Genomic DNA, 22,003 nt, shown 5'->3' with positions numbered 1-22,003 from the left:
ATCAAGTCAACGCGGTCATGACGGCTTTGCGATAGGCCGGACGCTGCTGGAGCCGTGCGTACCAGGCTTGCACATTGGGCAACGCGGCACGCTCGATGGGCATCTCGAACCAGGCATAAATGAAACTGCCCAGGGGAATATCGCCCATGCCAATTTCGTCACCGCCAAGGTAAGGCTGTTCGCCCAGCGTCTGTTCCACCATGGCCAACAAGTCATCGCATTCCTTGATAGCGGCCTTGATGGCACTCCAATCCTGCTGCTCGGCCGGGGTGCGCAAGACGCCCCAGAACACCGTTCGAAACGGTGTGGCGAAACTCGACGTCGTCCAATCCATCCATTTATCTGCCTCGGCCCGGGCCTGTACATCAGCGGGATACCAGGCCGAACCCGGGGCATGGCGCGCCACCAGGTATCGAACGATGGTGTTCGACTCCCAGAGCACGAAGCCATCGTCTTCTATCATCGGAACCCGGCCGTTGGGATTCTTCGCGCGGTATTCAGGCGTATCCACCACACCGAACGCGCCCCCCGCATCAATGGCCTCGTAGGCCAATCCCAACTCTTCGGCGCACCACAACGCCTTGCGCACGTTCGATGAATTCTTCCGGCCCCAGATCTTCAGCATCACGGCTTTCCTCGTTGGATAAATGCCGCAGCAGCATACGCCGGATCAGCAATGGCTCAAATCATCGCGCGAATGCGCGCCGGCAGTCGCCCTGGGCCGACAAGGCATTTGCGCCAAACAATGGCGTTTTCTCACTTTGGTGACGAACGATTTCCCACGGCTGTTGCCAACCAGACTGGCGCGATACGTCGAGGGTTTCCCACGAATCAATCACATCGCGCCTACTGCCGGTTTTGCAGGGGCCGTCTAAGCTCTGGAGGTCGGTTTCGCCTTGGTTCACGGAGGATCACTTATGCTGTTGTTGTGGATACTGGTTCTGGTCGTCGGGGTCGCCTGGCTGGGGCATCGTCGCACCGCCCCGCTGCCGGCGCTGGGCATCGTCGCGATCTATCTGGTGGTGATGGGCATCGCCAGCCATGCGCCCGGATGGCTGATGCTCGTTCTCTGGCTGCTGCTCGCCGCCATCGCCACTCCGCTGCTGCTGCCAGACCTGCGCCGCACACATTTCAGCGCGCCGATGTTCGACTGGTTCCAGAAAACCTTGCCGCCCATGTCCCAGACCGAGCGAGACGCCATCGACGCGGGCACGGTGTGGTGGGATGGCGAACTGTTCAGCGGCCGGCCGGACTGGGACACGCTGCTGGCTTACCCCAAGGTTCGACTGACTGAAGAAGAGCAGGCGTTCCTCGACGGCCCGACCGAAGCCCTCTGCGCAATGGTCAGCGACTGGCAGATCGGCCAGGCCATGGACCTGCCGCCCGAAGCCTGGGAACACATCAAGGCGCATGGTTTCTTCGCCCTTATCATTCCCAAGGAATACGGCGGCAAAGGATTCTCCGCCTATGCCCATTCCCAGGTAGCCATGAAACTCGCGACCCGCAGCGGCGACCTGGCTTCCACCGTCATGGTCCCCAACTCCCTGGGCCCGGCGGAACTGCTGCTGCATTACGGCACCGATGAACAACGCAACCACTACCTGCCGCGACTGGCCCGGGGCGACGACATTCCCTGCTTCGCGCTGACCGGTCCATTGGCCGGGTCCGACGCCGGGGCGATGCCCGACACCGGGATCATCTGCAAAGGCGAATGGCAAGGCGAGGAAACCCTTGGCCTGCGCTTGAACTGGGAAAAGCGCTACATCACCCTCGGCCCGGTCGCCACCCTCCTCGGCCTGGCCTTCAAGGCTTATGACCCGGACCACTTGCTGGGCGACCAAGAGGAACTGGGGATCAGTCTCGCGCTGATCCCCACGGATACGCCCGGTGTTCAAATCGGCCGTCGCCACCTGCCCCTCGGCGCTGCCTTCATGAACGGACCGAACTGGGGCAAGGATGTCTTCATCCCGCTGGATTTCCTGATCGGCGGCCAGGCCATGCTCGGCAAGGGCTGGATGATGCTGATGAACTGCCTGTCGGTCGGGCGCTCGATTTCCCTGCCCGCGGTCGGTACCGGCGCGGCGAAGTTCACCAGCCTGGTCACCGGCCAGTACACCCAGGTGCGTGAACAATTCAACGTGCCGTTGTCAGCCTTCGAAGGCATCCAGGAAGCCATGGCGCGCATCGGCGGCAACGCCTGGCTGATGGACGCCGCGCGCATGCTGACGGCCAACGCGGTGGACCTCGGCGAAAAACCTTCGGTGCTGTCGGCGATCCTCAAGTACCACCTGACCGAACGTGGCCGCGAATGCATCAGCCACGCCATGGATGTTCACGGCGGCAAAGGCATCATCATGGGCCCGAACAATTACCTGGGGCGCAGTTGGCAAGGCGCGCCGATCTTCATCACGGTCGAGGGCGCGAATATCCTGTCGCGCAATTTAATGATCTTCGGCCAGGGGGCCATCCGCTGCCATCCTTTCGTGCTCAAGGAAATGGCCCTGGCCACCCGCGAGGACAAAGACCAGGCACTGATCGAATTTGACGGATTGCTGCTCAAGCACATCGGGTTTGCCATCAGCAACGCCGCGAGCACGCTGGTCTTGAACCTGGGCCTCGGGCATTTCGACAACGTGCCGGGCAACGCCCTGAGCCAAGGCTACTTCCGCGCCCTCAACCGCCAAGCGGCGGCATTTGCCCTGCTGGCGGATTTGAGCATGATGTTGCTGGGAGGTGAGCTCAAGCGCCGCGAACGTTTATCCGCCCGCCTGGGTGATGTGTTGAGCAATCTTTACCTGGCCTCGGCTGCACTCAAGCGCTACCACGACCTCGATTCGCCGGACCACATGGCGCCACTGTTCCAGTGGGCCATGGAAGAAAGCCTGGGCCAGTCGGAGCGGGCCTTGGACGAACTGCTGAGCAACTTTCCCAACCGCGTGCTGGGCTGCCTGTTGCGTGTGGTGGTGTTCCCTTTCGGCCGGCGTCACAAAGGGCCGAGCGACAAATTGGACGCCGAAGTCGCCGCCGTTATTGGGCGAGCCAAGGGCGATCCGACCCTGGAAGAACTGCTTCAAGGTTGCTATCGCCCGCAGTCGCAGGACGATCCGGTGGGCGCTCTGCAACATGCCGCCGACCTGCTGGCCGCTGCCCATCCGCTTCACAAGAAATTGCACGTGGCGATGAAGCAGGGTCAACTCGACCCGGCCCCCGGAGAGCACCTTTTCGACGCAGCGTTGCAAGCGGGCGTGCTGCAAGCCGGTGAGGCCCAGACCCTGCGCGCAGCCGAAGCGGCAAGGCGTAAAGTCATCGATGTCGATGATTTTGATAAGCAAGCGCTTACGCTTGCCGAGGACAAAGTCAGGTGATCCGGTCGGACTAGCATGTAAAAGAGGGCGCAGGCACTTTATACTCCTGCGCCCGTTTTGCTCTTGAGGACTTATCTCGTGTCCAACGTCGTTGCCGATCACCTCGTCTTGCTTGACCACTTGCGCAGCATCCTGGTCGCCGTGGGTGAGGCCGAACAGGTTCCCGAAGAAAGCCATGCGCTATTCCTGGAGCGCTTTGATGATTTGCGCGCTCAGTTGCCGGTCGATCCGATCGAAAGCCAATACCTGGGCCAGGACCTCCTGTGCCAGGTGATCGTCCGTTACCCGCAGATCGCCCACTTGGTCCCACGTGACTTGCTCTGGTACTTCGGCGGCGATTGCCTGCACTACATGCCCGACGAAGAAATCGACCTGTACCAGGCCTTGGAGGAACGTCGTTTCGAAGCTGAGCAAAACGACGAGCCCTTCGATTGGAACCAGGAAAAACAATTGCTGGCGATGTCGGATCAGGACAGCAAGCACTGATCGCAAACAGCAATGCAAAGGCCCGCATAGTGTAGAACCCTGCGGGCCTTTTTCATGGATCAAGGACGGTTAATCGATTCGATTTTCATTCGACCGTCAATTTCGTCACCCTCGTAAAAAGCCCCGAATAACGTTTTATTGACGCTATTTTTGGGCTCTCTCTCCTTCCGTCAGATTTCAGACGAAAATAGTATTTGGGTCGTGGCGCTTTGCCATGGGTGTACTACTGTCACAACAGCAGAACTCGGGGCGCCTTTCGTCGCCCCCTGACAGTAATAATCAGCAACAGTCAGAGACAAAGGGGCAGCCCGGGCCCCTTAAGTGATCCGAGGCAATTGATTGCCTAGGGATGGCCTCTCTATCGAGGATCACTTCATGACTCATTGCACCCCGCCCACCGTAAGACGCTTCATTCATTGCTTGTTCTGGATGGGCCTTGGCCTGGATGCCGCTCATGCCGCGGCGGACAGTTGTTCGCAACTTGAAAATTTGCCCGCCACTTTCGAGGTCGGCCAAGGGCTGCAGAATGAACTGCGTATTCTGGCCCCTGTCACGAAGCTGGCGGTGGGCGACCCCAAAGTCGCCGACGTGCAGCCCAGCGGCAACGATGCCTTCATCCTTACCGGGCTCATGCCCGGCGCCACGAGCCTGATGGTCTGGACCGCCTGCTCGAAGATCCCGCGCCAGAGCATGATCTTCGTCACCGGCCGAGCCACCGCAGCGTTGACCAGCGCCGCGAGCGTGCCGTCCGAAGACCCCATGCTGCTCGCCCAGGTGCAGACCGACATCCGTTTCGTCGAAGTCAGCCGCACCAAGCTCAAGGAAGCCTCGACCTCGATCTTCGGCACCCGTGGCAACTTCCTGTTCGGCTCGCCAAGGACCTTGCCCACGGTGGGCGGTATCGTCCGGCCTTCGCTACCCGTCAATAACGACATGTTCAATTTGTCGTTTGCCACCGGCAAGACGCTGTTGATGATCAACGCCCTGGAGGGCAGCGGTTTTGCCTATACCCTGGCACGGCCCAGCCTGGTGGCGCTGAGCGGGCAAAGCGCGAGTTTCCTGGCCGGTGGCGAGGTGCCGATTCCGGTGCCCAGCGCGGGTAGCGACAACGTGTCCATCGAGTACAAGGAGTTCGGCATTCGCCTGACCTTGACCCCCACGGTCATTGGTAAAAACCGCATTGCGCTGAAAGTGGCGCCTGAGGTCAGCGAGCTGGATTTCACCAACGCGGTCAACATTGCCGGGACCCTGGTGCCGGCGCTGACCGTACGCCGCACCGATACCAGCATTGCCCTGGCTGACGGCGAGAGCTTCGTCATCAGCGGTCTGATCAGCACCCGCAACAGCTCGCAGGTAAACAAACTCCCTGGGTTGGGCGATGTGCCGATACTCGGCGCGTTCTTTCGTGACAACACCATCAATCGCGAAGAGCGGGAGCTGCTGATGATCGTCACCCCGCACCTGGTCCAACCGTTGGCCGCCGATGCGCAACTGCCGACGCTGCCCGGTGAACAGCTGCGCAACTACGACCCGAACTTCTATCGCATGTATTTCCTGGAAAACGGCGAGTTCGACAACCGCAGCGGGTTGTCCCAATGAGCGCTTACTTGAAGTGCGCAAATCAACCGGCTCCCAGGGGGCATGCCATGAAAGCAATGATCGCGGTAGCGGCGTCCTTGATGCTCGCCGGTTGTGCCAGCAACGGCACCGTGGCCTCGAGCCCGGCCCAGTGCGCCAAGCCCGGCTCAGACCAGGAACTGGCCCTCAACCTGGCCGATGACATGGCCAACGAGGGGCGTCTGTATGCCAGCCTCGCAAATCTTGAAGGGCTGCCTGAAGATCTGGTCCAGGTCCGCCTGCGCAAGGCTCGCGTCCTGCGGCTGATGGGACGCAGCGACGCGGAGCCGTTGTACAAAAGCCTGCTCGGGACTTGCCTGGCCGCCGATGCGGAACATGGCCTGGGCCAGTTGGCTGCCGCCAGGCATGACAACGCCAGCGCCACGGAACACCTCGAACGCGCGGCGAAAATGGCCCCTACCGAAGGAAAGATTCGCAATGACCTGGGGGTCGTCTACCTCAACCAACGCCGGATCCCACAAGCCCGCTTCGAGTTCATGACCGCCATGGAGCTTCGCCAGTCGGACACGCTGGCGGCGTTCAACATGGTGACCCTGCTGATCTACCAGGACAATTGGAAGCAGGCGGCCGAGCTCGCGAACATGGCCAGGCTGAGCCCCCAGCAGATCGCTGATGCCCAAGCCCGCGCGGAAAGAATCAGGGGCTCGGCCGATAACGCAGTGACCTCACCATCAAACCGCTCGACCGAGGTCGTCGATGCCTCAACCGGCGCGGTCAAGTAGCGCGTTACGAGGAGTCCAGGAAATGAAAACCAGACAATTGATGATCGTATGCATGGCTTGCTTGTCCACCAGCGCCTGGGCCATCGAGCCTGGCCCATCTTCGGCGGCACAGCAAGGCACCGAAAGCTGGATGCAGCTGCAGATTCGTGGCGTCGTTGCTTCCACCCACCTGCAAACCGTATCGGCTGCCGAGCGCGACTTGGCCATGCAGCGTTGGCTCAACAGCTTCACCTACCCGATCCCGATGTTCTTTGACCAGGACATGGGGGGAGATGTCAGCAAGAGTGAATGAAGCGTTCAAGACTATAAGATCGCAGCCTCCGGCAACCCTACGCTCGATGTAGGAATTGCCGGAGGCTGCGATCTTTTGGTTTGTGGGTGTTGACTGAACAGGCCGGGGACGCTGCGCGTCCAGCGGGAGCAAGCTCCCTCGCCACGGGTGCAGTGTCAGGCTGACCTGGCCCGCCGGGCCACACAGCGCCAGTGGGTTGCTCGCGATTGCTGGCTCATTCCCAACACTTGCACTGCCTGTCGCACCGCTTTCGCGAACAGGCACGCTCCGACACTGGATCTCTGGCGGAACATGAAATAACGGAACAACACAAAAAACTGTGGGAGATTGGTTTTTCCTACATATTCCCGAAAGCCCTGAACACGCCGATCATGGCGGGGCCGATGGCGACCAGGAAGAAGCTTGGCCACAGGCAGAAGATCAGCGGGAAGATCAGCTTGGTGCCGATCTTGGCGCCCATTTCTTCGGCTGCCTGGGTGCGCCGGTCGCGAAACTCGTCGGCGTAGATGCGCAGGGTATCGGCCACGCTGGTGCCAAAGCGGATGCTCTGCGCCAACAGGCTGACCAAGCCCTGGATATCGTCCAGGCCGGTGCGCACGGCCAGTTGCCTGAGGGCTTCGGTGCTGGTGATGCCCGCACGGATCTGCGCGTTGACCAAGGCCAGTTCCTCGGCCAGTTCGACCTGGCTGACCGACATTTCTTCAGCGACCCGCTCGATCGTCGTGGGCAGGGCCAGTCCCGACTCGACACAGACCACCATCAAGTCCAGCGCATCCGGAAACGCGCCGCGCAACCGGGTTTGCCGTGCCTGTTTGCGCTTGCCGACATACAGCGCCGGCAGCAGCCAGCCAACACCGGCCATGAGCGTGATGCCCAACAGGCCGATGGCCAGGGATACCTTGACCAGCGGCAGCAGCAATAACGCAACCCCCACCAACATCAGCGGCAACATCAGGCGCACGGCCCAATACATCTGCACGGCCGAGGCAGACCGATAGCCGGCATGCGTCAACAGCATCTGGGTGGCGGAGGCCTGGGCCGCCTCGGCCGGGGCAAAACGTTGGCCGACGCGCTCCAGCAACAGTTGCAGGTTCCCTGGTGCCTCCTTTCCCGCCGCGCCGTCGGCGTAACCGCGCTTGATCAGCGCCAGGCGGCGCTGCACCGGGTCTTGCAGACCGAGCATCAGCAACAGGACGGCGCCGGCTGCCAACACCGCACTGACGCCGATCACCGTGACGAACAACAGGCGCGCCAGTTCTTCGCTACCGGTAAATCGACTGAACAACCCAAGCATATAGTCCATGACTGTCACCTCTGGGCGCGATAGCGCTCAAACCTGGATCCGGATGATTTTTTTAATCCAGTAGATCCCGACCAACATGGCGCCAAACGCACCGATGATCAGCTTGTGGCCTATCGGATCATTGAGCAGCACCGGCAGATAGCTGGGGCTGGTGACCACAATGGCGACCGCCAGCACGAAAGGAATCGCCACCAGCACCCAGGCTGACATCCGCCCTTCGGCCGACAGCGTCCTGATCTTGCGCTGGAAACGGAAACGCCCGCGGATCAAGCGACTCAGGCGCTCCAACACTTCGGTCAGGTTGCCGCCGGTCTCGCGGTGGATGAGGATCGAGGTGACCAGCATCATCACGGTCATGCTCGGCATGCGCTCCAGCAAGCCGAGCATGGCCCTGCGCACGTCGTTGCCGTAGTTGATGTCGGAGAACGTCATACCGAACTCCTGGGCTACCGGGCCCTTATGCTCCTCGGCGACCAGGCGCAGGGTCTCATTGAACGGATGTCCGGCGCGCAGGGCCCGGCACATGGCGTCCAGCGCGTCCGGCAAGCCTTCCTCGAACGCGGCGAAACGCTTGTTGCGATCACGCATGATTTTGAACAGCGGCAACCAGGTCACGGCAAACGCCACCAACAGCGCCACCCACCAGATCGGCCAGACGATCAGCACCAAGGCACCCGCCGCCGCCCCCAGGGCCAGGCCGAGCAACATCACCCTGTAGGCGCGGTACTCGTGCCCGGCCTGCTCGATCAGCTGTGTCAGGTGGGCCATGAACGGTAGCTGTTCCAACCGCGCTTCCAGGGGCGATAGGCGCGTCAGGTACTTCTGCCGCAGCACCGTCTGCATATTGGGCAGGTGGTTGGCTTTCTCCAGGACGTGCAGGCGACCGCGAATGCGCTTGCGCATTTTCCCGGCCTCGCCGAACACCGGCACCACCACACCCTGGGACAGCAGGAACACGGCAATGAAGACCATGCCAAGGAACATCAGGATGAATTCACCCGGGATACCTTTCATGGCTGCCGGCCCTCCATCCACTCGGGTCGGAACAGGCTCAGAGGCAGTTCGATGCCGCGCTTGGCCAGTACATCGCGAAAGGCCGGGATCATGCCGCTGGGCTTGTATTCACCGAGGACCTCCCCGTGCTCGCCGATGCCATGGCGCGCAAAAGAGAAAATCTCGGTCATGGTGATGACCTCACCTTCCATACCGTTGATCTCTTGCATGCTGGTGACGCGACGCTTGCCGTCTTCTTGACGCTCCAGCTGGATCACCACATCGATGGCCGAGGCAATTTGTTGACGCATGGCCTTGATGGGAAATGTCGCCCCGGTCATCGACACCATATTTTCGACGCGACCCAACGCATCCCGGGCGGTGTTGGCGTGAATCGTCGTGAGGGAACCGTCGTGGCCGGTATTCATGGCCGTGAGCATGTCCATCGCTTCGGCGCCACGCACCTCGCCGATGACGATGCGATCCGGGCGCATCCGCAGGCTATTGCGCACCAGTTCACGCTGGCTCACCTCGCCGCGTCCCTCGATATTCGAAGGCCGGGTTTCCAGGCGCACCACGTGAGGCTGTTGCAGTTGCAGTTCGGCGGAGTCCTCGATGGTGACGATGCGTTCGTTGTGCGGGATGAAGCTCGACAACACGTTGAGCATGGTGGTCTTGCCGCTGCCGGTGCCACCGGAAATCAACACGTTCAGGCGCCCGCGAACGATGGCCTTGAGCAGCAAGGCAATGGCCGGCGTCATGGTGCCTACCTGGATCAGGCTATCGGTGTTGAGCAAGTCCACGGCAAAGCGCCGGATCGACATGCTTGGGCCGTCGATCGCCAGCGGCGGAATGATCGCGTTGACCCGCGAACCATCCTTGAGCCGGGCGTCCACCAATGGGGAGGATTCATCAATGCGTCGCCCGAGGCTGGAAACGATGCGGTCGATGATATTGAGCAGGTGCTGGTCATCGCGAAAGCGCACGTCGGTGCGCTGCAACTTGCCGAAGCGCTCGACATAGACCGAGGCAAAACCGTTGACCAGGATGTCGGACACGCTGTGGTCGGCCAGCAGCGGTTCCAGCGGCCCCAACCCCAGCACTTCATCGGTGATCTGCTTGATGATCAACTGTCGGCTGACCGTACTCACGGGGGCCGAGTGTTCTTCAAGCAAGCGCTGGCAGATGTCGCGGATCTGCCGCGTGGCCTCGGCCTGTTCGAGGGCATCGAGCAAGGACAGGTCCATGACCTTGAGCAACTGCTGGTAGATCTTTTCCCGCCATTCGGCTTCCACCGGGGTGACCTGGCTGCGGGTTTCATAGGGCACATCGGGAATCGCATGTTCCCAGGCCATCAGTCCTTCGGCCGGGTCTGGAGCATTGTCGCCGTGCGAGGCGACCATCGAGACAGCGGGTTTGCCGGGCTGTTTGCGCAGGCGGTTGCGAAAATCACTGATCATGGGTCATCCCCCGAAGAAACGGTTGAAGGCGCGTTTGAGCAGGCCTTTGTCCGAGGCCATCTGGTGACCGACCAGGTCTTCGGTCAGATCGCGCAAGGCGACGGTAATGGCCGCCTTCGGCGCATGCAGCCCCAACGGCACGCCAGTGTTCTGACTCTGGCTGACCACGTTGAAGTCATTGGGTAATTTCGAAAGGTTCGGGCAACGCAGCGCCTCGCCGATGTCCTTGAGGCTGACGGCGGCGTTCTTGTCGTAGCGGTTGACCACGATCTGCAACTGGTCGCCCCGCACACCCAGGTCTTCGCGAAGAACCCGCACCAGTGCACTGGCGTCACGCAGGTGGCTGACGCTTTGCTGCAGCACGACGTAGACCCGGTCCACCTGCTCCAGCACGGAGCCGGTGAGATGATCGATCTGCCGCGGCAGGTCCACCACCACCCAGTCATAGCTGGAGCGGGCCAATTGCAACAGGGTGTCGAGCTGTTCCGGCTGGGCGTCCTGGGGCAGGCACAGTTCGCCGGCCCGGCCGCCCAGCACGTGCAAGGTCGGGCTGAAGTGGCTGCAGAAACCCCGCAGCGCAACGCCGTCCATATCCTCGACCTGTTGCAGCACGTCCAGGTGACTGTGGGACTGCGCCACGTCCAGGTAATGGGTCACACTGCCAAATTGCAGGTCCATGTCCAGCAACAGCGTATTGCCTGCCCGGGCGCTGAGCTGCTGGGCCAGGTTGCACGCCACCAGGGTTCCACCGGAGCCGCCCTTGGCGCCGATCACCGCAATCAGCTTGCCTTCGTTGCCGCTGCCCAGGCGGACCTCCGCCACCAGGCGATTCAACGCAGCCACCAGTTCCGTATCGGCGAACGGCTCGGGCAACACGTCGCGAGCGCCGGCCTGCATCGCCAGGCGCATGCCCTCCTGTTCTCCCAACAGGCCGCACACCAGCATCGCCGGGCGCTCATGGGCCGGACGCTGCAGCAGGGCGGACAATTCTTCACGCCACAAATGGCTGACCCGCAACAACAGCAGGTCAGGCATGCGGTCCAGGCCATAGAGCGGATCGACATGGCCGTTGCTGACCAGGCGCGTGCTCACTTCCAGGCACGGCATGCGTTGACAGACGCATTGCAGGTCACGCAGGGACGCGGCGTCGCGGCTGCTGATCAGTATCCGCAGCCCGGCCTTGCCAGTGGCGCTCGTCAGCGGGTTTTCCCGAGTGTTCAGCATGGTGTGATCTCCCCTGAATCGATATGGCGCCCCAGGCTTTCCCGCGGCAAGGTTGCCCTGAAGGCAGGCAAGGTAATGGGCACGCCCAGCCCGGGGATAAACAGGTTGAAAACGAAATCCTGGACGCTCAACCGCACGTAGCGGATCGCGCGGAATCCGCTGGCACCGGACGTATCGGCGGGGTTCGCCACCACCGCACCATTGACGTCCAGATAGGTCAGCGCCAGGTTCGCGGTGGTCAGGCTGCCAATCAGTTGGCTGGCGCCTGAGTCCGTCGCGGCGTTGAAGATGGCCCGGCGCAGGATCACCGGGTCGCTGATGTTGCACACCGCCGCCAGGCGCGCTCCGCGTCGCGCCGCTTCATCCAGCGCGTTGACGGTGAAATACAGCCGCCCCATCTCCAGCACACCGAACAACAGGGTGAACACCAGCAGGCCCACGAACGCGAATTCGACGATGTAAGTACCGGCCATCTGCTTGCGGTTCATCACAACGCCCTCATGACGGTGGTCGCGACCAGCGGGATGCCCAAGGACATGGCGCTGCCGAAGAAACCGGGAATCGATCCGCTGCAGCTGCCCGCGCCAATCACCGGGCAGAAGGTAAACGTGATGGTGACACGTACATGGTCGACGCCTTCGGCGACGACTTGCACATGGTCGGTGGTCAACCCGGACACCACCGCGGTGCCGGTGGCACTCGGCACGCCATAGACCGCGACATTCTTGGTCTGGGCCTGCAGTGTGCTGGTGAGGGAAACCGTGCCGAGGGTGGCGTTCCACGCTTGGCCGGCCACGAAGCGATCGGCATCGCGGCTGGCCTGCAACAGCACGTTGTATTGGTAAAGCATGCGGCCGAACTCGCCGAAGGCCAGCAACAGCAACAGCAATACCGGCAGCACCAGGGTGAACTCCACCAGCGCCACGCCTTGCTGGCCGCAGGGTGATTTGAAAGGGGCCTGTGTCATGACGCCTCCTACGAGTCGGTGCTCGGCGTGCTGCTGCCGTTGATATAGGTTTTGTAGAGCTGGATGATCTGCGGCCCGGCGTCGCTGCTCGGGGTCGGCCCCGGGACGTTGTCGCCTTCGCATTCGTAGGCGAACTGGCCGAATATCTGCGCCTGGGTGCCGCCGCCGTTCATTGGTTGCACAACGAAATAGCAGCCGAACCCCAGCACCGGAATGGACGTCGAGCCGCCCTGTTTGCCGGTGCAATTGCCCACCACGATTTTCAGCATCCGACGCTCGAAGACACCGTTGCTCTGGCAGCCCGTGCCGCTGCCAGCCACACAGGCGGAAACCTGGGCTCGCCAGTCGTTGTAGTCAGGGATCGCCTCGCCGCCCGCAGACAAATCGCCGCCGCTCGAGGTGACCGCCTGGCCCTTGTACTGCGCCTGGGCGAGCGTGTCGTTGTAGGTCATGGCCGGCGAGCTCGAAGAGGTGACCAGATCCGGCGGGTAGTCGGAGGCACTGACCGGGCCGTTATAGATGCCAAAGCGCGTGTTCAAGCCTTGGGACGCAGGACCCACGGTATTGCCCGGCGACGTCTGGACGGTGTCTCCCACGGCGCGGCAGACCGAGCCGCCGCCGGCCAGGTCCTGACGGACCGTGCTGCCACCGGAGCCAAAATCAAGCAACTGGAAATTGCCCGGCCCGATGGGCGAGGTGTTGCCCGCCGCCGTTTTCAGTACCACCAGGTCGCCAAAGTGGTAGCTCCAGAAGTTACCGGCGGCCGGGTCGTACTGGCTGGCGTCGCCACAGACCATCAACGGTGCGAGGTCGCAAGGCGCTGTGGGACTGGGCCCTGCGGTGGCAATCGCCGCCACGGCCTTGCCGCCCAGGCTGCCGTCGCCCACGGACTGGACGAAGCTCCAGAAGAAGCCGTTGAGTTGATAACTGGGGACCGAAACCCGCACGTACTTGGCGTCCGACGGGCCGGGATAAGAGAACGGGCCGTAGACGCTGCTGGACAGCTCCACCGCCGCAAAGGCACCCGGGTTCCCGGCGACGGCGGTGGCCAGTTCAGCGTTGCCGACGGCGTTGGCGTTTCTGCTCAGGGTGTCCAAGGCCGCCGCACGGGTCGTGCTGGCCATGTTCATGCCGCCGGATACCTGGCTAAGGGTCTTGGCGCCACCGAGGGCCGCGGCATCCACCGCATTCTGCAGCCGCGTCTTGTTCAGCAGCATGTGTCCGCCGTCCAACGCCAGCGCCGCCATCATGCCGATCGCCGCCAACGCGATCACCATCAATACACTTACCGCCCCTCCTTGGCGTCGAGGCAGCGTCAACGGCTGCCGGATACTGGCATTCATCATCGAGCCCTCATCTACACCGTTGAGGATCGGTATCGCCCTGCCCTGGGAGGCCTGGCACGGGTCAGTCATTCAGCGAACATTGATCACGCTGCTTTCCACGCCGCGGATCAGCGTGATCGCCCCGCCCTGCGGCTTGGCACTGCGCTGCACCACTGGCCTTGGCACCGGCGCGGCAGCCATCGCCATGACCGGCGCAGGGGCTGGCGGCGCGACGGCCACGGCTTTTTTCTCCAGGTTCAGGGGGTTGCGCAAGGCCAGCTGCAGCTTGCCTTCGGTCTGTGCGGTAACCAGCAGCTCCGCTTCGCTGCCGGACATCTCCAAGGTCACGGCCCGCACCACCACCGGTTGCGTCTTGTCCGTACCAGCGGTCTGGTCCACTGCCAGCACCCGCAGATTCTCCAGGAGGGTCCGCGACGTCGCGCTGTTGCTGCCGGCGCTGGTGGTCTTGGTCGCCAGCACATCGACCCGGTTGCCCGGCAAGAGGAAGCCGCCGACACCGACCACGTCATCCACGCGCACCGATATGGCCCGTTTGTCGGGCGCGATCAGCGAGGCCAGGGTGCTGCCGCCCAAATGTTCGCTCAGACGGGCACCGCGCACGATGTCACCGCGCAGGATGTCGAAGGTGGCGATCTTGCCCACGGCCTTGTCGCTGCTGTCGAACGCATCGTCCGGAATCGTGTCCATCGGCATGCGTACGGTCGTGACCTGCTGGGCCTCGACCATTTGCCCGAAGGGGATTTCCACCGTCGCGACCACTACGCTTCGCAGGTGATCGTCGGGGGACGCGTTGAGTCGCGCGCTCAGCCAGGAGTCAGCCATCCATGCGGCACCAAGGCCCATTACCAGGGAAACGCCTATCAGCGGAAGCGTACGAGAGCTCATGTCGGTATCTCCAGATCAAAGGAAGTCGAGCTGAACGAAGTAGTTGTGCCAGGCCCATTCCAGCTCTTGCGGCAACAGGGGCCCGGAACCGCCCAGGTAACGCTGGCGGTCAAGCGCCATGTTCAACAGGTCGCGAGGGTGGCAAGGCACCAGCGGCATGCCTTCGCCGCCATACAGCCGTTGCAGGACATAGCGCACCAGCAGCGGGTCGTGGGCGATGCCCAGGCGCTCGCATTCCTGGCGCCAGATGCGCTCGTATTCGTCCGGCTTGAGATAGCCGAACTGCACCTTGTAGCCGATGCGCCGCAGGAAGGCTTCGTCCGCCAGCTCCAAGGGGTTGAGGTTGGTGGAAAACACCAGCACCAGGTCGAACGGCAGCTCGCAGTGACGGCCGCCGCCCAGGTTGATGAAGTCACGTTTTTCCTCCATCGGCACGATCCAGCGGTTCAGCAGCTCGGCCGGGGGCATGCGCTGGCGACCCATGTCGTCGATGATGAACAGTCCGTTGCTGGCCTTCAGTTGCAGGGCAGCCTGGTATTGCCGGGTGAACGGGTCGTAGCGCACGTCCAGCTGTTCCATGGTCAACTCGCCGCCGGTGATAACGATCGGGCGCTTGCAGCACAACAGCCGACGATCGATGCCTTCGTTGAGCATCAGGTTGTTCGTCTGGCTGTTGTCGTCCAGGCGCTGGTGCACCTGCGGGTCGTAGATCTCGATCACCGATTCGTTGATGACAATCGCGTGAGGCACCCAGATGGCCTCGGCGAACAGCCGGATCAAACGGCTACTGACGTAGGTTTTGCCGGTGCCCGCCGGGCCGTAGATCATGATCGCCCGCCCGGAATTCAGCGCGACACCCAGTTGATCGAGCATGCCTTGGCTGAGCACCATGCCGGCCAGGGCCTGGTTCATGTCCTTGGCGGTAATGCGACCGTGGTGAATGGTCTGGATCTTGATCAGCGAGCGATAGGTGCTGACCGGGAACGGCGCCGCGCCGATGTAGCCGCTGCGGGCCAAGGCGTCGCGGGCTGAACTGCGGCCGCGTTCGGTCAGCCCATAACGCAGCGTTTGTCCGCCGGCCTGGCCCAATTGGCCGAGCACTTCGACGCGACCGTCCTTGCGCAGGAACGCCAGGACTTCCTCCAGGACCGCGCCGGTCAGGGCCAGGCGCTCCACCAGCCGCGACATGTCCAGTACTCCGCCATCGTGCAAGTGCTTGCACACCAGTTCGCCGAGGAAACTGTCGCTCAGGCCGGTGTCGCGTATGGTGCACGGCTGCGGCGCCAGGCGCTGCACCGCTTCGCGTTCACTGGGGTAGGCATCGCTATCGTTGATGACGTGCATGACTAGACTCCCCAGCCGCCGGCAACCAGTTGCCAGTAAACGCTGTTCAAAGTGCCGATCAGGATTGCAATCGAGTAGGGAAACGGTTTGCCGGCGACCTCGTCCGCCGTTGGCGCGAGGTAGGCCTGGGCGCGGACGCTCAACCAGTAGCGCTCAAGGGTCTGCAGCAGTTGGCCGCGGGCCAGGACAATCAGGAAACCGCACACACCGCCGGCGATCAGGCTGAACAGCGCCGCCCACAGTGCGTAATGAAAGGGTAGGAAACTGCCCACCATGGTCATCAACTTGACATCGCCGGCGGCCATGCCACCCACCGCGTACATGGGCAGGAACAACGCGAAACAGATCAGCATGCCCAACAGGCTGTCGCCCAGCCCGCCGATTGCGCCGGTATACGCCTGGCTGGCCAATCCCAGGGCAAGGCCCAGCAGGACCAGCTTGTTGGGGATGCGGTGGCGAAGCAGATCGCTTACCACCGCCACGCCCAGCAGTCCTAGCAGCAGTACCGTCGTTACCAGCAATTCCATGGACATGATGCGTCTCCATAGGGCGGTTGGGGTTAGCAGGCAGCGCCTTTGACTGCGGCACAAAGCGCGGTGATCCGATCGTTCACGGCACCACCCAACAGGACGAACATGGCGGCAACGGCCACCGTGATCAGCCCACCGGCGACGGCATATTCCACAATGGTCAGGCCATCTTCATCATCGATGAATTTAACTATCGAAGTTTTGATCTGTTGAACTTTCATGTTGTTTGCCTCACTTGAACGGTTACGAAAACAGGCCGATAAAGAACAACCCGAAGTTCATCAAGCCGACACTTCGAACCTTTATCAGACACATTGGAAACCGGCGCCTCGATGGGCTTGGCCCCATTGCGATGCGGGTGCTGGTTTCAGCAGGCAGCGCCCTTCACGGCGGCGCAGAGCGCGGTAATACGGGTGTTCACGGCGCCGCCCAGCAAAACGAACATCGCGGCCACGGCCACCGTGATCAACCCACCGGCAACGGCGTATTCCACAATGGTCAGGCCGTCTTCATCTTTGGCGAACTTCAATACCGAAGCCTTGATAGTTTGAAGAGTCATTTCGCACACCTCATCGGGGTTGTTTTCAAAGAGGCAGTACATTTCGAACTGCCTGATGCAACCCTAGTCAGCGGGCCGGTATTGTCGTTAGGAGGATTTTGCACATCGCTAGGATTATTTTGCGCCGGACGTGAAATTGTCCGGCTGGCGATCGCCGCTGTTTGCGCAACGCTGGCAACGGCGCGTGAGGGACGCAGCACTAAAGGACGAGGGGCCTGTAAAAATTAATTCGGCAAACTGATAGCACATTGGCAATACTGCTAGCTAACGGGCAGGAAGAACCACCGAGTAGTCGTCCTATGGCGCCAAATCTGACTGGAAAGCCAAAGCTGTTGTGGTTCGATCTGACTCACGACCGTTCCACCAAGGAACTCGTCAGCCAGTTCGAGCAAGCGTGCGACTGCGCCCTGGCGAAAAACGCGCTGCTGCCCACCGGTGTGCAGGCCGACATGATCTGTATCCACTTCGATCGCCCGGACACCCAGGGCTTGAGGCGGTTGCTGGACATCAAGCGCACGGTCCCGGCCATCCCGATCACCATGTTCACGGTGCAACATTCCGAGGAACTCGCCGTCTGGGCCATGCGCTCGAGCGTCTGGGAATACATGGTGCTTCCCCTGACAACCGCCGAGCGCAAGCGTTACCTGACCGCTGTGACGCAACTGTGCGAGCTGCGTCGCCAATCCGGCGGCCGAGGCTCGACCTCCCAGATCGACCACTCCCCGACGCTGCCGGACAGCATTCGCCTGACCTCCGGGCACCAGAAGCACCAGGCCCTCAGCCACATCATGCTGTACATCGACCAGCACTTTCGCGACAGCATCGACCAGCGCGACCTCGCCAAGCGCTGCGGCATGACCACGTTCCGCTTCAGCCGCGTGTTCAAGGAGGCCAATGGCCTGGGCTTTACCGACTATGTGCTGAACAAGCGCATGAGCTTCGCCAAGGAATTGCTCGACAACAGCCAGATGCCCATCACCAGCATTGGCTATGAGGCCGGCTTCAAGGACCCGTCCTACTTCGCCCGCGCCTTCAAGCAGTACGCCAATTGCACGCCCAGTGAATACCGTCTCGCGTACCAGGTACGCTGCTCGAGCGCTGCACCGCCGCCCCCCGATGAAGAGGCGCTGGAAAGCCTGGTGCAAAGCCTGGAGGGATAGGAGTTTTTTGCGCGCATAAAAAAACGCCGCTCAAATGAGCGGCGTTTTCTTGAATTTGGAGCGGGAAACGAGACTCGAACTCGCGACCCCGACCTTGGCAAGGTCGTGCTCTACCAACTGAGCTATTCCCGCAAATGGCGTCCCCTAGGGGACTCGAACCCCTGTTACCGCCGTGAAAGGGCGGTGTCCTAGGCCACTAGACGAAGGGGACACACTAACTGAAACACATGGTGTGTATTTCAGTGCCCAAATCCGCATCCGAAGATGTCGGCTCTGGCTTCACTCAGCCTTGCCCGAAAGCAACGCTGTTTAAATTGGAGCGGGAAACGAGACTCGAACTCGCGACCCCGACCTTGGCAAGGTCGTGCTCTACCAACTGAGCTATTCCCGCATTGGCGTCCCCTAGGGGACTCGAACCCCTGTTACCGCCGTGAAAGGGCGGTGTCCTAGGCCACTAGACGAAGGGGACACACGTACAACATTCACTGCTTATCGCGTTTAGCTGAGTGCTTTACGCTGTAAGTGGCGCGCATTCTATGGATGGATTGGAGGGTCGTCAACCCCCGAATATAAATTTATTTAAATCAATGACTTCGCCCGCTTTGGGGCGGCTTCGCAGATTTTCTTCGTCCGGTCTCTGGCGCCTATATTCTGTCGCCCGCCAAGGCGTTATAGTCGCGCCAGGCAAATGATGGCAATGTGCACCTACTCCGCTACAAGCTCCATAAACAGCACGACGCCCGTCTAATCGCGTCGTTCGGGCCTATGCGCTTAAAAGCCAAGCCACTACACTCATGACATGCGTACCCTATTAAAGAGGTCTTACCGGTGACACCACTCATGATCACCCTGCTCGTCGTAGCCGGGATCGCACTGTTGATCGCCATTGGCTACATGAACCATGTGGTGGAAAACAACAAGCTGGAAAAGGTCCGTACCAAGGTTGAGCTCAACGATCGCTTGCGTCGTTGTGGCGAGCTCACCGAAACCTTCCCCGGCCAGTTGATGAATCCGGCCCTGAAGCTCTTGATCACGCGTCTTGAGCTGAATGTCTGCCAGCGCCTGCTCAATCTCGACAAGTCCAACGCTCAGGTCAAGGCTCGACTGGACGAACTGACGGCGCTGGCCGCCCAGGGTGAGTCGATTCCGGTGAACAACCCGCCGGCGCCGATCCAGACCGAAGCGAAGGCCAAGGATGTGCGGTTCCTGCTCGAGGCCCTGCACGGCCAGATCACTCGCGCCGCCCAGGACGGGTTCCTCCCGCCCAACGAGGCCAAGCGCTGGATCCGTGAGGTGCGGCACATCCTGGTGCTGCTGCACATCGAATTCTTCAACAACCTCGGCCAGCAGGCCTTGCAGCAGGAGCAGCCGGGGCAGGCTCGACTGGCGTTCGAGCGCGGTGTCCAGTATTTGCGCAAGCAGCAGGAACCGCAGGTCTATGCCGAACAGTTGGCTTATCTGGAGAAGCTCCTGGCGCGGGCCAACGCCCAGGTCCTGGCCAGCACTCAGCCTGTGGAGGGTGAGGTGAACCAGTTGACCGAAGGGTTGAAGGAAGACGAGGCCAACGATGAGTGGAAGAAGAAGAAGGTTTACGACTGATCGTTGGGCCTCGCCATCGATGCCGGGTCGCCCACGCCTCGATACCTGATCCTGGTGGCACACCGCTTTTTTGTTGCAAGCGAGCCTGCTGCGAAGGCGGTGTGACCGTCGATGAAGATGCTGAGTGGATTGGCCTGCCAGCAACAGCGATGGCAGCCCACCGCCAATTCACAATCTGAAATGCCCCACCATTTCTTTCAACTCAACCCCAAGCTGCGCCAGCTCGATACTTGAAGCGGCGTTGCCTTGCATCGCAATGGACGATTGATCGGCGCTCGCCCGGATGCTGGTGACGCTGCGGTTGATTTCTTCGGCCACGGAGCTCTGTTGCTCGGCGGCCGCGGCGATCTGTTGGTTCATTTGCTGGATCAATGACACCGCCGCCGCGATGCTGCCCAGAGCGCTTTCAGTCTGCAATGCGTCGCTGACCGCCATTTTCACCAGCTCGCCACTGCTCTGGATTTGCTGCACGGAGGCTTGTGCAGCTGAGCGCAGCGCACCGACCAGGCGCTCGATCTCCTCGGTGGACTGTTGCGTACGCCTGGCCAGCGCCCGCACCTCGTCGGCCACGACCGCGAATCCCCTGCCCTGCTCACCGGCCCTGGCCGCTTCGATGGCGGCGTTGAGGGCCAGCAGGTTGGTTTGCTCGGCCACGCTCTTGATCACGCCCAGCACGGTGCCGATGTTTTGTATCTCGGCGCTCAGGCTTTCGATGCTGGTGCTGGTCATCATGGCCGAGTCAGCCAATTGCTCGATACGCACCATGCTCTGGCGCACCACCTGCTGGCCGCTTTCAACCTTGTCATCCGCTGTCTGCGCCGCTTGCGCCGCCTCCTCCGCATTGCGGGCCACATCGTGCACGGTGGCGGTCATCTGGTTCATCGCCGTAGCGACCTGCTCGGTTTCCTCTTTCTGGCTGCTGACTTCCAGGTTGGTCTGTTCAGTGACGGATGACAATGACTGGGCAGAGCTGGCCAACTGCTCGATGCCGGACTGCAGACCACTGACGATACTGCTCAACCCGGCCCCCATCTGCTGCATTGCCAACATCAACTGGCCAATCTCGTCCCGGCGCGTCACCTCGACCTTGGCGCTCAGGTCACCGGCGGCTATCTGCTGGGCAACACGAATCACGCTGCGCAGCGGGGTGACAATCAACCGGGTGATCACCCAGGCCGCAACCAACCCCACCAACAGGGCCAAGGCCGACGAGCCGATGATCATCAGCGAGTTTTTCTTCAGTTCCGCGTGCATGGCGCTGTCTTCGGCGCTGAACGCCTGGTCGACCCGCGCCACCACCTGATCGGCGCGTTCGTGCAATTGCTGGTAGACAATTTTTTCCTTGGCCAGCAGGCCGGTGTATTCCGCCAGTTGCTGGTTGAACCCGGCGATGTGCCCGGCGACTTCGTTGAGCACCGTTTGATAGCCAGGATCCTTGACCGCCTCCTTGAGTTCTTCAGCCAGTTTCATGGCCTGCTCGGCCTGTTCGATATTGCCTTGCCCAGCGGCTTCATCACTGCCTTTGCGGCTTTGGTCCAGCCGAACACGCGCTTCGTTCATCGACTGCAACATGAGTCGCGACACTTCGCTGACCTGGTTGGCCTGCTCGATAAATTGCGCACCCTCCTTGCCCTCGGAGTCCTTCAGGGTATAGGCGCCGTCATCGGCCAGCCCCGCCTGCAAGACATCCAGGTTATTGGCGACGCTGGAAACCGACCAACTGGCCATCTCCAAGGCGAGGTCCTTGCTTTGACTCAGCCCGACGAATTCGTCGAAAGCCTTGCGATAGGCCGCCAAAGCCTGCTGGACATCATCCATCACCGGTACATTGCTGGCAGACTGCGCCTTGAGTTCATTCGCCAGGGCTATCAACCCATCGACGCCCTGGCGCAGGGCATCGGCGGTCTTGGGGTCGGAGCGCAAGGCAAAGTCTTGCTCCAGCAGCCGGACCTTGAGCAACTCGCTGTTAAGGAACGACATCTGCTTCAAACCCGCGAACCGATGGCTGATGGTTTGCAGGGACCAGACGCCAATGGCCGCCACCACTGCGGTGAGCAGCAACACCAGGACAAACCCGATACCCAATTTCTTTGCCATACCCAGATTGGCAAAACGTCCTTGCACGGCCGA

The 22,003-nt window shown here is 61.6% G+C and carries 21 protein-coding genes, 4 tRNA genes and 1 pseudogene; 7 read left to right on the top strand and 19 right to left on the bottom strand.

Going from position 1 to position 22,003, the window contains the following annotated elements; all coding sequences use genetic code 11:
• Position 1: 1 nt before the first annotated feature.
• On the bottom strand, positions 2–625 hold the full coding sequence (locus tag VQ575_RS07885) for a glutathione S-transferase family protein (RefSeq protein WP_039594043.1): 624 nt from the start codon (positions 623–625) through the stop codon (positions 2–4).
• Positions 626–917: 292 nt separating this feature from the next.
• Between VQ575_RS07885 and VQ575_RS07880 the strand changes: the two genes are divergently transcribed.
• The 5 genes from VQ575_RS07880 (at position 918) to VQ575_RS07860 (ending at position 6,503) form a co-directional block, all read left to right on the top strand.
• Positions 918–3,365 (top strand): acyl-CoA dehydrogenase, encoded by a 2,448-nt coding sequence (locus tag VQ575_RS07880; protein WP_325919409.1) that lies wholly within the window; start codon positions 918–920, stop codon positions 3,363–3,365.
• A gap of 78 nt (positions 3,366–3,443) precedes the next feature.
• Positions 3,444–3,851 carry a PA2817 family protein gene (locus tag VQ575_RS07875; RefSeq protein WP_039594041.1) on the top strand — a complete coding sequence of 136 codons (408 nt, stop codon included), beginning with the start codon at positions 3,444–3,446 and terminating at the stop codon, positions 3,849–3,851.
• Positions 3,852–4,226: 375 nt separating this feature from the next.
• Entirely contained in the window at positions 4,227–5,450 is a 1,224-nt protein-coding gene (locus VQ575_RS07870) for a type II and III secretion system protein family protein (RefSeq protein ID WP_039594040.1), read from the top strand.
• A gap of 47 nt (positions 5,451–5,497) precedes the next feature.
• Complete coding sequence (locus tag VQ575_RS07865; RefSeq protein ID WP_045156604.1) at positions 5,498–6,211, top strand: tetratricopeptide repeat protein; 714 nt, start codon at positions 5,498–5,500, stop codon at positions 6,209–6,211.
• Positions 6,212–6,233: 22 nt separating this feature from the next.
• Entirely contained in the window at positions 6,234–6,503 is a 270-nt protein-coding gene (locus VQ575_RS07860; RefSeq protein ID WP_039594039.1) for a DUF3613 domain-containing protein, read from the top strand.
• A gap of 337 nt (positions 6,504–6,840) precedes the next feature.
• Here VQ575_RS07860 and VQ575_RS07855 read toward each other — a convergent pair whose 3' ends face one another.
• From VQ575_RS07855 to VQ575_RS07800, 12 genes are all read right to left on the bottom strand, one after another.
• The gene (locus VQ575_RS07855; RefSeq protein ID WP_039594038.1) at positions 6,841–7,806 is read right to left on the bottom strand and encodes a type II secretion system F family protein; all 966 of its coding nucleotides are present in this window, start codon (positions 7,804–7,806) and stop codon (positions 6,841–6,843) included.
• Positions 7,807–7,833: 27 nt separating this feature from the next.
• Positions 7,834–8,820 (bottom strand): type II secretion system F family protein, encoded by a 987-nt coding sequence (locus tag VQ575_RS07850; protein WP_039594037.1) that lies wholly within the window; start codon positions 8,818–8,820, stop codon positions 7,834–7,836.
• Complete coding sequence (locus VQ575_RS07845) at positions 8,817–10,259, bottom strand: CpaF family protein (RefSeq protein ID WP_045156606.1); 1,443 nt, start codon at positions 10,257–10,259, stop codon at positions 8,817–8,819. Before VQ575_RS07845 ends, VQ575_RS07850 begins: the two co-directional genes overlap by 4 nt.
• A gap of 3 nt (positions 10,260–10,262) precedes the next feature.
• On the bottom strand, positions 10,263–11,483 hold the full coding sequence (locus VQ575_RS07840) for an AAA family ATPase (protein ID WP_325919407.1): 1,221 nt from the start codon (positions 11,481–11,483) through the stop codon (positions 10,263–10,265).
• Positions 11,477–11,971 carry a TadE family protein gene (locus VQ575_RS07835; RefSeq protein WP_039594034.1) on the bottom strand — a complete coding sequence of 165 codons (495 nt, stop codon included), beginning with the start codon at positions 11,969–11,971 and terminating at the stop codon, positions 11,477–11,479. The genes VQ575_RS07840 and VQ575_RS07835 overlap by 7 nt, the downstream gene beginning before the upstream one ends.
• Positions 11,971–12,450, bottom strand: coding sequence for a TadE/TadG family type IV pilus assembly protein (locus VQ575_RS07830; protein WP_039594033.1), 480 nt, complete (start codon positions 12,448–12,450; stop codon positions 11,971–11,973). The genes VQ575_RS07835 and VQ575_RS07830 overlap by 1 nt, the downstream gene beginning before the upstream one ends.
• Positions 12,451–12,458: 8 nt before the next feature.
• Entirely contained in the window at positions 12,459–13,796 is a 1,338-nt protein-coding gene (locus tag VQ575_RS07825) for a TadE/TadG family type IV pilus assembly protein (protein ID WP_039594032.1), read from the bottom strand.
• 69 nt (positions 13,797–13,865) lie between these two features.
• Complete coding sequence (cpaB, locus tag VQ575_RS07820) at positions 13,866–14,681, bottom strand: Flp pilus assembly protein CpaB (RefSeq protein ID WP_039594031.1); 816 nt, start codon at positions 14,679–14,681, stop codon at positions 13,866–13,868.
• A 15-nt stretch (positions 14,682–14,696) separates the two neighbouring features.
• Positions 14,697–16,025, bottom strand: a complete 1,329-nt coding sequence (locus VQ575_RS07815) for a P-loop NTPase family protein (RefSeq protein ID WP_039594030.1) — start codon at positions 16,023–16,025, stop codon at positions 14,697–14,699.
• Positions 16,026–16,027: 2 nt separating this feature from the next.
• Positions 16,028–16,558: an A24 family peptidase gene (locus tag VQ575_RS07810; RefSeq protein WP_039594029.1), complete on the bottom strand. Its 531-nt coding sequence runs from the start codon at positions 16,556–16,558 to the stop codon at positions 16,028–16,030.
• Between the two features lie 26 nt (positions 16,559–16,584).
• Complete coding sequence (locus tag VQ575_RS07805; protein WP_039594028.1) at positions 16,585–16,776, bottom strand: Flp family type IVb pilin; 192 nt, start codon at positions 16,774–16,776, stop codon at positions 16,585–16,587.
• 146 nt (positions 16,777–16,922) lie between these two features.
• A complete protein-coding gene (locus VQ575_RS07800; protein ID WP_030138367.1) occupies positions 16,923–17,114 on the bottom strand; it encodes a Flp family type IVb pilin in 192 nt (63 codons plus the stop codon).
• Positions 17,115–17,413: 299 nt separating this feature from the next.
• Here VQ575_RS07800 and VQ575_RS07795 point away from each other — a divergent pair, with 299 nt between their 5' ends.
• A complete protein-coding gene (locus VQ575_RS07795) occupies positions 17,414–18,274 on the top strand; it encodes a helix-turn-helix transcriptional regulator (RefSeq protein ID WP_039594027.1) in 861 nt (286 codons plus the stop codon).
• Positions 18,275–18,330: 56 nt separating this feature from the next.
• On the opposite strand, the gene VQ575_RS07790 is transcribed toward VQ575_RS07795, so the two are convergent.
• The 4 genes from VQ575_RS07790 to VQ575_RS07775 all read right to left on the bottom strand — a co-directional run bounded on the left by VQ575_RS07790 (position 18,331) and on the right by VQ575_RS07775 (position 18,743).
• Positions 18,331–18,406: transfer RNA gene (locus tag VQ575_RS07790), tRNA-Gly, on the bottom strand.
• A 3-nt stretch (positions 18,407–18,409) separates the two neighbouring features.
• Positions 18,410–18,485: transfer RNA gene (locus VQ575_RS07785), tRNA-Glu, on the bottom strand.
• A 104-nt stretch (positions 18,486–18,589) separates the two neighbouring features.
• Positions 18,590–18,665 (bottom strand) — tRNA-Gly (locus VQ575_RS07780).
• 2 nt (positions 18,666–18,667) lie between these two features.
• Positions 18,668–18,743 (bottom strand) — tRNA-Glu (locus VQ575_RS07775).
• A 371-nt stretch (positions 18,744–19,114) separates the two neighbouring features.
• Here VQ575_RS07775 and VQ575_RS07770 point away from each other — a divergent pair.
• On the top strand, positions 19,115–19,873 hold the full coding sequence (locus VQ575_RS07770; RefSeq protein WP_039594165.1) for a VHS/ENTH/ANTH domain-containing protein: 759 nt from the start codon (positions 19,115–19,117) through the stop codon (positions 19,871–19,873).
• Positions 19,874–20,041: 168 nt separating this feature from the next.
• Here VQ575_RS07770 and VQ575_RS27175 read toward each other — a convergent pair whose 3' ends face one another.
• The gene (locus VQ575_RS27175) at positions 20,042–20,905 is read right to left on the bottom strand and encodes a methyl-accepting chemotaxis protein (RefSeq protein ID WP_411829967.1); all 864 of its coding nucleotides are present in this window, start codon (positions 20,903–20,905) and stop codon (positions 20,042–20,044) included.
• Positions 20,903–21,097, bottom strand: a pseudogene (locus tag VQ575_RS27170) (HAMP domain-containing protein); the annotation flags it as partial. The gene VQ575_RS27175 and the pseudogene VQ575_RS27170, both read right to left, overlap by 3 nt.
• Positions 21,098–22,003: the final 906 nt, after the last annotated feature.

This window comes from Pseudomonas frederiksbergensis, from assembly GCF_035751725.1.
Lineage (GTDB): Bacteria > Pseudomonadota > Gammaproteobacteria > Pseudomonadales > Pseudomonadaceae > Aquipseudomonas > Aquipseudomonas frederiksbergensis_A.
Note: the sequence above shows the minus strand (reverse complement) of the source record. Positions and strands in the feature narration are given on the sequence as shown.

Coding starts and splice junctions, on each gene's coding strand:
- VQ575_RS07885 (WP_039594043.1), bottom strand. CDS start 625: ATGCTGAAGATCTGGGGCCGGAAGAATTCATCGAACGTGCGCAAGGCG.
- VQ575_RS07880 (WP_325919409.1), top strand. CDS start 918: ATGCTGTTGTTGTGGATACTGGTTCTGGTCGTCGGGGTCGCCTGGCTG.
- VQ575_RS07870 (WP_039594040.1), top strand. CDS start 4,227: ATGACTCATTGCACCCCGCCCACCGTAAGACGCTTCATTCATTGCTTG.
- VQ575_RS07865 (WP_045156604.1), top strand. CDS start 5,498: ATGAAAGCAATGATCGCGGTAGCGGCGTCCTTGATGCTCGCCGGTTGT.
- VQ575_RS07860 (WP_039594039.1), top strand. CDS start 6,234: ATGAAAACCAGACAATTGATGATCGTATGCATGGCTTGCTTGTCCACC.
- VQ575_RS07855 (WP_039594038.1), bottom strand. CDS start 7,806: ATGGACTATATGCTTGGGTTGTTCAGTCGATTTACCGGTAGCGAAGAA.
- VQ575_RS07850 (WP_039594037.1), bottom strand. CDS start 8,820: ATGAAAGGTATCCCGGGTGAATTCATCCTGATGTTCCTTGGCATGGTC.
- VQ575_RS07845 (WP_045156606.1), bottom strand. CDS start 10,259: ATGATCAGTGATTTTCGCAACCGCCTGCGCAAACAGCCCGGCAAACCC.
- VQ575_RS07840 (WP_325919407.1), bottom strand. CDS start 11,483: ATGCTGAACACTCGGGAAAACCCGCTGACGAGCGCCACTGGCAAGGCC.
- VQ575_RS07835 (WP_039594034.1), bottom strand. CDS start 11,971: ATGAACCGCAAGCAGATGGCCGGTACTTACATCGTCGAATTCGCGTTC.
- VQ575_RS07830 (WP_039594033.1), bottom strand. CDS start 12,450: ATGACACAGGCCCCTTTCAAATCACCCTGCGGCCAGCAAGGCGTGGCG.
- VQ575_RS07825 (WP_039594032.1), bottom strand. CDS start 13,796: ATGATGAATGCCAGTATCCGGCAGCCGTTGACGCTGCCTCGACGCCAA.
- cpaB (WP_039594031.1), bottom strand. CDS start 14,681: ATGAGCTCTCGTACGCTTCCGCTGATAGGCGTTTCCCTGGTAATGGGC.
- VQ575_RS07815 (WP_039594030.1), bottom strand. CDS start 16,025: ATGCACGTCATCAACGATAGCGATGCCTACCCCAGTGAACGCGAAGCG.
- VQ575_RS07810 (WP_039594029.1), bottom strand. CDS start 16,558: ATGTCCATGGAATTGCTGGTAACGACGGTACTGCTGCTAGGACTGCTG.
- VQ575_RS07805 (WP_039594028.1), bottom strand. CDS start 16,776: ATGAAAGTTCAACAGATCAAAACTTCGATAGTTAAATTCATCGATGAT.
- VQ575_RS07800 (WP_030138367.1), bottom strand. CDS start 17,114: ATGACTCTTCAAACTATCAAGGCTTCGGTATTGAAGTTCGCCAAAGAT.
- VQ575_RS07795 (WP_039594027.1), top strand. CDS start 17,414: ATGGCGCCAAATCTGACTGGAAAGCCAAAGCTGTTGTGGTTCGATCTG.
- VQ575_RS07770 (WP_039594165.1), top strand. CDS start 19,115: ATGATCACCCTGCTCGTCGTAGCCGGGATCGCACTGTTGATCGCCATT.
- VQ575_RS27175 (WP_411829967.1), bottom strand. CDS start 20,905: ATGGGGGCCGGGTTGAGCAGTATCGTCAGTGGTCTGCAGTCCGGCATC.